Here is a 6,000-nt window from a genome sequence, read left to right on the forward strand (position 1 = left end):
ACGCGAGGTGAACCGATGGTACCGACCGTCCGCCGCCGATCACACCGGGTGCACTGGCGGCGCTCGCTGGCGTCCGGCGCCGTCACCGCCGTCCTGGTTGCCGGGCTCGGCGCGGTCGCCACCGCCCCGGCGCAGGCCCTGGCCGGCCCGGTCCGGGCGGACGACGGCGCGCGCATCACCGCGGAGAAGAAGATCGCCTCCCGCGAGGTCGACGTCACCATCGACTCCCCCGCGCTCGGCAAGTCGGTGAAGACCCGCATCCTGCTGCCGGCGAACTGGACGCGGAGCGCCGCCGCGACGTGGCCCGTGCTGTACGCCTACCACGGCGGCCAGGACAACTACACGTCGTGGACCCGCAACACCGACATCGAGGCGTGGGCGGCCAAGTACAACGTCATCGTCGTCATGCCGGAGGGCGACAACGGCTCGTACACCGACTGGTACAACTACGGCAAGGGCGGGACTCCCAAGTGGGAGACCTTCCACACCGCCGAGGTGCGCCAGCTGATGGAGCGCAACTACCACGCGGGCGCGCTGCGCGCGGCGATCGGCAACTCCTCGGGCGGCGCGGGCGCGATGTCCTACGCGGCGCGGCACCCGGGGCTGTTCAAGTACGCGGCGTCGCTGAGCGGGATCCTATCGATGCGCTCGATCGGGATGCCGGCGATGCTGATGTTCACCAACGCCGGCAACGGCCAGGACCCGTTCGCGATCTGGGGCATCCCATGGGCGGACGACGCCAACTGGGCGGCGCACGACCCGTACACGCTGGCGCCCAAGCTGCGCGGCACCGGGCTGTTCTTCTCCGCCGGCACCTCGGGCCGCCCGGGGCCGGGCGACCCGGACGTGGCGCCGTGGGACATCGGGCTGCTCAGCGAGATCGCGGTCGGCGCGAACAACAAGGACTTCAAGAAGCGGCTGGACGAGCTGAAGATCCCCTACACCGCGCACATCTACGGCGACGGCCGGCACAACTGGCCGGCGTGGGTGCGTGAGGCGGGCTCCATCTGGCCGACGCTGATGAAGTCGATCGGCGCGAAGAAGGCGTGACGCGGGCGTGATCCGCACGCCGTCCTGAGCGCGGCTCCTTGGAGCGAACCCGGCCCGGTTCCGGTGCGGCAGCGGCTGCCGCACCGGAACCGGGCCGCCGCGTGTGCGGGTCCCGTCTCCGGTTCGCCGGGTCCGGTCAGTAGCCCAGGCCGTACCCGAACGGGTAGAGGACGCCGTCCGGGTCGTCCCGGACGGGGATGGCGACGGGCAGCCGCCCGCGCGGGTCCAGCTCGCCGAACAGGGTCTCGGCCGCCGACCGCAGCGCCTCGGCGGTGTAGGAGTAGGTGGCCAGGTAGGTGGTGGCCCCGGGGAACCAGGCGATGTCGTAGGGGTCGCGGACGGCGATGACGACGACGGGCCTGCCGGTGGCGATGAGCGCCTTGACGAGGTTCATCTGGCCGGGCCCGTTGTGGCCGGCCTCGGTCTCGACGTCCCAGGCGCGGTTGGTGACGGCGACGACGAGGTCCTGTTCGCGCGCGGCGGCGACGGCCTCGTCGATCTCGGCCTGGCCGGGGTCGATGCCGGTCTGCCGGATCGTGGTGGTGGCGCCGCGCCGGGCGATCTCGGTGCCGAGCGTCGCGGTGGTCGACAGGCCCCATCCGGTGACCAGGGCCTTGCGGGCGCCCGGCTTCAGCGGCAGGACCCCGGCGCCGTTCTTGACCAGGGTGGTGGTGCGGTCGGTGGCGCGCTGGGCGGCGGCCAGGTGCGCGGGCGTCCCGACCACCTTGTCGATCTTCGACTCGTCGGCGTAGGGGTCGCGGAACAGGCCGCGCTCGCGCTTCAGCGCCAGGATCCGGTAGACGGACTCGTCGAGGCGCTTCTCGGTCAGCTCACCGGACTTGACGGCGTCCACGACGGCGGCTAGCTGGCGGGCGAACACGCCGTTGCCCTGGTCGTCGGCCGGCGGTTTGAGCAGCACGTCCACGCCGGCCTTGAGGGCGAGGACGGGGATGTTCTCGTCGCCGTACTTGTCGCGGACGCCCTGCATGTCGAGGGCGTCGGTGACGACGACGCCGCGGTAGTGCAGCCGGTCGCGCAGGATGCCGGTGAGGATGGGCCGCGACAGGGTGGCGGGGTCGCCGGACGGGTCCAGTGACGGCACGACGATGTGCGCGGTCATGATGGCGTCGACGCCGTGCTCGATGGCGGCGCGGAAGGGCGGCAGGTCGAGCCGCTCCCATTCGGCGCGGGTGTGGCCGATCTGCGGGACGCCGGTGTGGCTGTCGGTCTTGGTGTCGCCGTGCCCGGGGAAGTGCTTGGCGGTCGCGGTGACGCCCGCGGACCGGTAGCCGCCGATCTGCGCGGTGACCATGTCCGACACCAGGGCGGGGTCGGAGCCGAAGGACCGGACGCCGATGACGGGGTTGGCCGGGTTGACGTTGACGTCGGCGTCGGGCGCGTAGTCCTGGTTGACGCCGATGGCGCGCAGCTCGCCGCCGGTGATGCGGGCGAGGGCGCGGGCGTCGCCGGTGCGCCGCCCGGCCGCCAGGGCCATGCTGCCGGGCGACTGCGTCGCGGGCGGCTGGACGCGGGCGACGATGCCGCCCTCCTGGTCGATGGCGATCGTGGCGGGGATGCGGTGCTGCTGCGCCATCGCGGCGTGCTGGATGCCGTTGGAGAACGCGGCGAGCTGGTGCGGGTCCTGCACGTTCTCGCCGTAGTAGATGATTCCGCCGGGGTGGTAGCGGGCGATGACCTGCGCGGCGTTGTCGACCCCGTACAGCTTGCGGTTGGCGGCGACGTCGGCCGGGTCGTCGGTGGTCGCGCTCGTGCCGTGGATCTGCAGGACGAACAGCTGCGCGGCTTTGTCCTCAAGCGACATCGACCGCAGGAGCCGCAGCAGCCGCGGGTCCTTGCGGCCGTGGCCCGGTGCGGCCTGCGCGGCGGACGCGTCCAGGGCGGCCATGCCGCTCACGGCGAGGACTCCCGCGGTGACGCCGGCGAGCCACCGGCGGCGGCGCGTGCGGGGACGGTACATGACGGCTCCTTCTCGCCCCCGAGCTGCCCGATGATCACGATTCCCTCTGGCACGTTAAACCCGGCGGGCGGCGCCGTCCACGGCAATGCTCGACGATTCGTCCCGGAACGAGGCCGGATTCGGCAAAGGACGCCCGCCGCTCCGGGTGACGACCCCCAACCATCCGAATAATTCCCTATCACTCCTTCTATGAGGTCGTTTAGGGAGTGATGACGGAGAAGATGTTGTCGGTGGAGGAGGTCGCGGACCGGCTCGGCCTGCATGTGCGGACGGTCCGCGGCTACATCCGGGGCGGCCGGCTGAGGCGGTGCGGATCGGCAAGCAGTACCGGATCGCGCGCGCCGACCTGGACGCGCTGACCGGCGGGCCGCGCCCCGCTCCCCCGTCCGCGGGGCAGGCGGAGGTGTCGAGCATCGTGCAGGTCGACGGTGCCGACCGGGCGGCGGCCGACCGGCTGGGCACCCTCGTCCAGGCCGGGGTGAACACCGGCGACCCGGGGCGGCCGCTGCGGATCCAGGTCGTCCACGACGAGGAACGGAACCGGATGAAGATCGTGATCCTGGGCGGCGCGGCCGCGACCGCCGACGTCCTGCACCTGCTCGACTCGGTGCTGCCCGGCGTGCTGGCGGACGTGCCGGCCCGGGAGGCCGGCGATGCCTGACGTGCTTCAGGAGCGGGCCGGGGTGGCGGTGCTGGTGTGCGACCCGGACGGCCCGCCGGTGGCGACCGTCGACGACGCGCTCGACCTGATCGGCGCGGCGTTCCTCGGCGCCGAGGCGGTGGCGGCGCCCGCGTCCCGGCTGGACGAGCGGTTCTTCGCCCTCGGCACCCGGTTCGCCAACTACCGGCTGCGGCTGGCCGTCATCGGCGACATCTCCCGGCATGCGGCGGCGTCACCGGCGCTGCGGGCCCTCGTCCGCGAGTCGAACGCGGGCGGCCACGTGCGGTTCGTCCCGGACCTGGACGCCCTCGACGCCCGCCTGGCCGCGGTCGCCTGACCGGTCCGGGGTTCGCCGCGGGCCGCCGGGCCGGTGGGAGGCCTCGATCTCCCTGCGTTCGCGCCACAGGTGGCACAGCGCGATCGCGAAGACGACCGTGCCCGCGAGGTTGGTCAGCATGTGCCACCAGACCCGGTAGGTCCACAGGCCGGGCCCCGGGTCGAGAAGACCGAACCAGGTGGACATGCCGATCGCCTGGGACGCGCCGAGGGCCACCGACAACGTCAGCACACCGTGCTCGACGCCGTGGATGCCCTGCATCCAGCCGCCCATCTTCGCCCATTTGCGGGACCGGGTCCCGAGTGCGCGGCGGGTGATCAGCGCGACGCCGACGATGCCGGCCAGGAAGATGAGGTTGCCGGTGAAGTGGAGGATCTCCATTCCCAGCGAGTGCTTCGAGGGGTCGACCTGGCCGAAGCCGTTGGCCAGCCCGGTGCCCCAGGCGGTCATCCACGGCTGCTCGTCGGGGTGCATCACCCAGTACCCGGTCTGCGCGATGTGTTCCTGGATGTGGCCCAGCTGCCCGACGACGCCCAGCCCGATGACGCCCGCGGACGCGCGGAACAGCCAGGGCCGCACGGATCTGCGTCCCGCGTAGGCGATGACCGCCACGGCCAGCCACATGCCGGCCGCCCACAGGAGCAGGAGCACCGTCCCGGCGTTGTCCCACGCCGAGACCGATGGTGAGTGCATGCCGGCACCTCCGGGTGACTCTTGGGGCAGGTGCCATCGAACGTAAGCGCAGCCGACCGCCTGGGGCGTCTTCCAAGTTGCTCGGCTACCCTCCGGGCGGCCGCGTCAGTCGCGGCGCAGCCATCGCCACCAGCGTCCGGCGGGCGCGTCCGGTTCGGTGAGGGGGTGCTCCTCGACGTCGTAGCGGTGCACGTAGGCGCCGGCGAACGCCTGGAGGCTGGCGCCGAGCGGGATCGCCAGCAGCACGCCGATGGGCCCGGCGACGGCGGCGCCGGCCAGGATGAGCCCGAACGCGACGGCGGGGTGCATGTCCAGGGTCTTGGCGGTGATGCGGGGCTGCAGGAGGTAGTTCTCCAGCTGCTGGTAGGCGAGGATGAACAGGAACATCCACAGGGCGGTCGAGGGCGCCTTGGCCAGCGCGATGAGGATGGGCACGGCGCCGGCCAGGTAGGTGCCGACGGCGGGGATGAACTGCGACACCACCCCGACCCACAGCGCCAGCGTCGCCGCGTAGGGGACGCCGAGCCCGGCCATGGCGGCGTAGTGGGCGAGGCCGGAGATGAGGGCGAGCAGCCCGCGCGAGTAGATGTAGCCGCCGGTCTTGTCGACGGCGATCTCCCACGCCTGCAGGACCTGGTGCTGGCGGCGCGGCGGCAGCACCGAGCAGACCGTCCGGCGGAACCGGGGCCCTTCGGCGGACAGGTAGAAGGTGAACAGCAGCACGCCGAGGGCGTTGAAGACGACGCCGACCGCGGTGGCGCCGATTCCCCACACGTTCCCGGCGAGGGACGTCAGGTGCCGCGACAGGGTGCCGGTGACGGTGGGGAGCCGCTGGAACAGCGTCCGCTGCGACAGGTTCGTCCCGAACGTCGCGTTCACCCAGCCGATGACCTGGCGGACGTAGCCGGGGAACCCGTCGATCAGGTTGGCGGCCTGGGTGGCCAGCAGCGATCCGATGCCGCCGAGGAAGCCGGCGAGCAGCACCCCGATGACGACGAACATCAACGCGGTGGCCAGGCCCCGCCGCCAGCCGCGGCGGGCCAGCCAGTTGACCGCGGGTTCGATCGCGAACGCCAGGAACAGCGAGATCAGCAGGAGCAGCAGCAGTTCCCGCAGCCTCTCCAGCAGCCACAGCCCCGCCATGAACGCCAGCACGGTCACGCCGGCGAGCGCGAACGCCTTCGGCAGCCACGGCGGCATCCGGTGCGGCCGCGCGGTTTGCCCCGGTGCGGTGTGCCCGGGTGCGGTGTGCCGGGCACACCGCACCCGGGCACACCGCAC

General features: G+C 72.5%; 7 protein-coding genes. 4 read left to right on the top strand and 3 right to left on the bottom strand.

Features of this window, described 5'->3' with window-relative positions:
* Positions 1–15 precede the first annotated feature (15 nt).
* Entirely contained in the window at positions 16–1,050 is a 1,035-nt protein-coding gene (locus E1293_RS08460) for an alpha/beta hydrolase (RefSeq protein ID WP_132195604.1), read from the top strand.
* Between the two features lie 136 nt (positions 1,051–1,186).
* Here the strand turns inward: E1293_RS08460 and E1293_RS08465 are convergent, their stop codons facing one another.
* The gene (locus tag E1293_RS08465; protein ID WP_132195606.1) at positions 1,187–3,028 is read right to left on the bottom strand and encodes a glycoside hydrolase family 3 protein; all 1,842 of its coding nucleotides are present in this window, start codon (positions 3,026–3,028) and stop codon (positions 1,187–1,189) included.
* Between the two features lie 221 nt (positions 3,029–3,249).
* Between E1293_RS08465 and E1293_RS50465 the strand changes: the two genes are divergently transcribed.
* From E1293_RS50465 to E1293_RS08475, 3 genes are read left to right on the top strand one after another with little or no spacing between them, the layout of a single operon-like run.
* Positions 3,250–3,387: a helix-turn-helix domain-containing protein gene (locus E1293_RS50465; RefSeq protein WP_341770177.1), complete on the top strand. Its 138-nt coding sequence runs from the start codon at positions 3,250–3,252 to the stop codon at positions 3,385–3,387.
* The gene (locus E1293_RS08470; protein WP_341770176.1) at positions 3,336–3,689 is read left to right on the top strand and encodes a DNA-binding protein; all 354 of its coding nucleotides are present in this window, start codon (positions 3,336–3,338) and stop codon (positions 3,687–3,689) included. The genes E1293_RS50465 and E1293_RS08470 overlap by 52 nt, the downstream gene beginning before the upstream one ends.
* Positions 3,682–4,026, top strand: coding sequence for a DUF4180 domain-containing protein (locus E1293_RS08475; protein ID WP_132195608.1), 345 nt, complete (start codon positions 3,682–3,684; stop codon positions 4,024–4,026). The genes E1293_RS08470 and E1293_RS08475 overlap by 8 nt, the downstream gene beginning before the upstream one ends.
* Here the strand turns inward: E1293_RS08475 and E1293_RS08480 are convergent.
* Positions 3,922–4,719: a DUF6008 family protein gene (locus tag E1293_RS08480; RefSeq protein WP_207938734.1), complete on the bottom strand. Its 798-nt coding sequence runs from the start codon at positions 4,717–4,719 to the stop codon at positions 3,922–3,924. The genes E1293_RS08475 and E1293_RS08480 overlap by 105 nt on opposite strands.
* Before the next feature lie 105 nt (positions 4,720–4,824).
* A partial coding sequence (locus E1293_RS08485; protein WP_132195610.1) for an AI-2E family transporter occupies positions 4,825–6,000 on the bottom strand: 1,176 nt, incomplete at its 5' end.

Origin of the sequence: Actinomadura darangshiensis (genome assembly GCF_004349235.1) — a bacterium.
GTDB lineage: Bacteria > Actinomycetota > Actinomycetes > Streptosporangiales > Streptosporangiaceae > Spirillospora > Spirillospora darangshiensis.

What these genes read in the sequence shown, in the direction of transcription:
- E1293_RS08460 (WP_132195604.1), top strand. Translation starts at nt 16, where the DNA reads ATGGTACCGACCGTCCGCCGCCGATCACACCGGGTGCACTGGCGGCGC.
- E1293_RS08465 (WP_132195606.1), bottom strand. Translation starts at nt 3,028, where the DNA reads ATGTACCGTCCCCGCACGCGCCGCCGCCGGTGGCTCGCCGGCGTCACC.
- E1293_RS50465 (WP_341770177.1), top strand. Translation starts at nt 3,250, where the DNA reads ATGTTGTCGGTGGAGGAGGTCGCGGACCGGCTCGGCCTGCATGTGCGG.
- E1293_RS08475 (WP_132195608.1), top strand. Translation starts at nt 3,682, where the DNA reads ATGCCTGACGTGCTTCAGGAGCGGGCCGGGGTGGCGGTGCTGGTGTGC.
- E1293_RS08480 (WP_207938734.1), bottom strand. Translation starts at nt 4,719, where the DNA reads ATGCACTCACCATCGGTCTCGGCGTGGGACAACGCCGGGACGGTGCTC.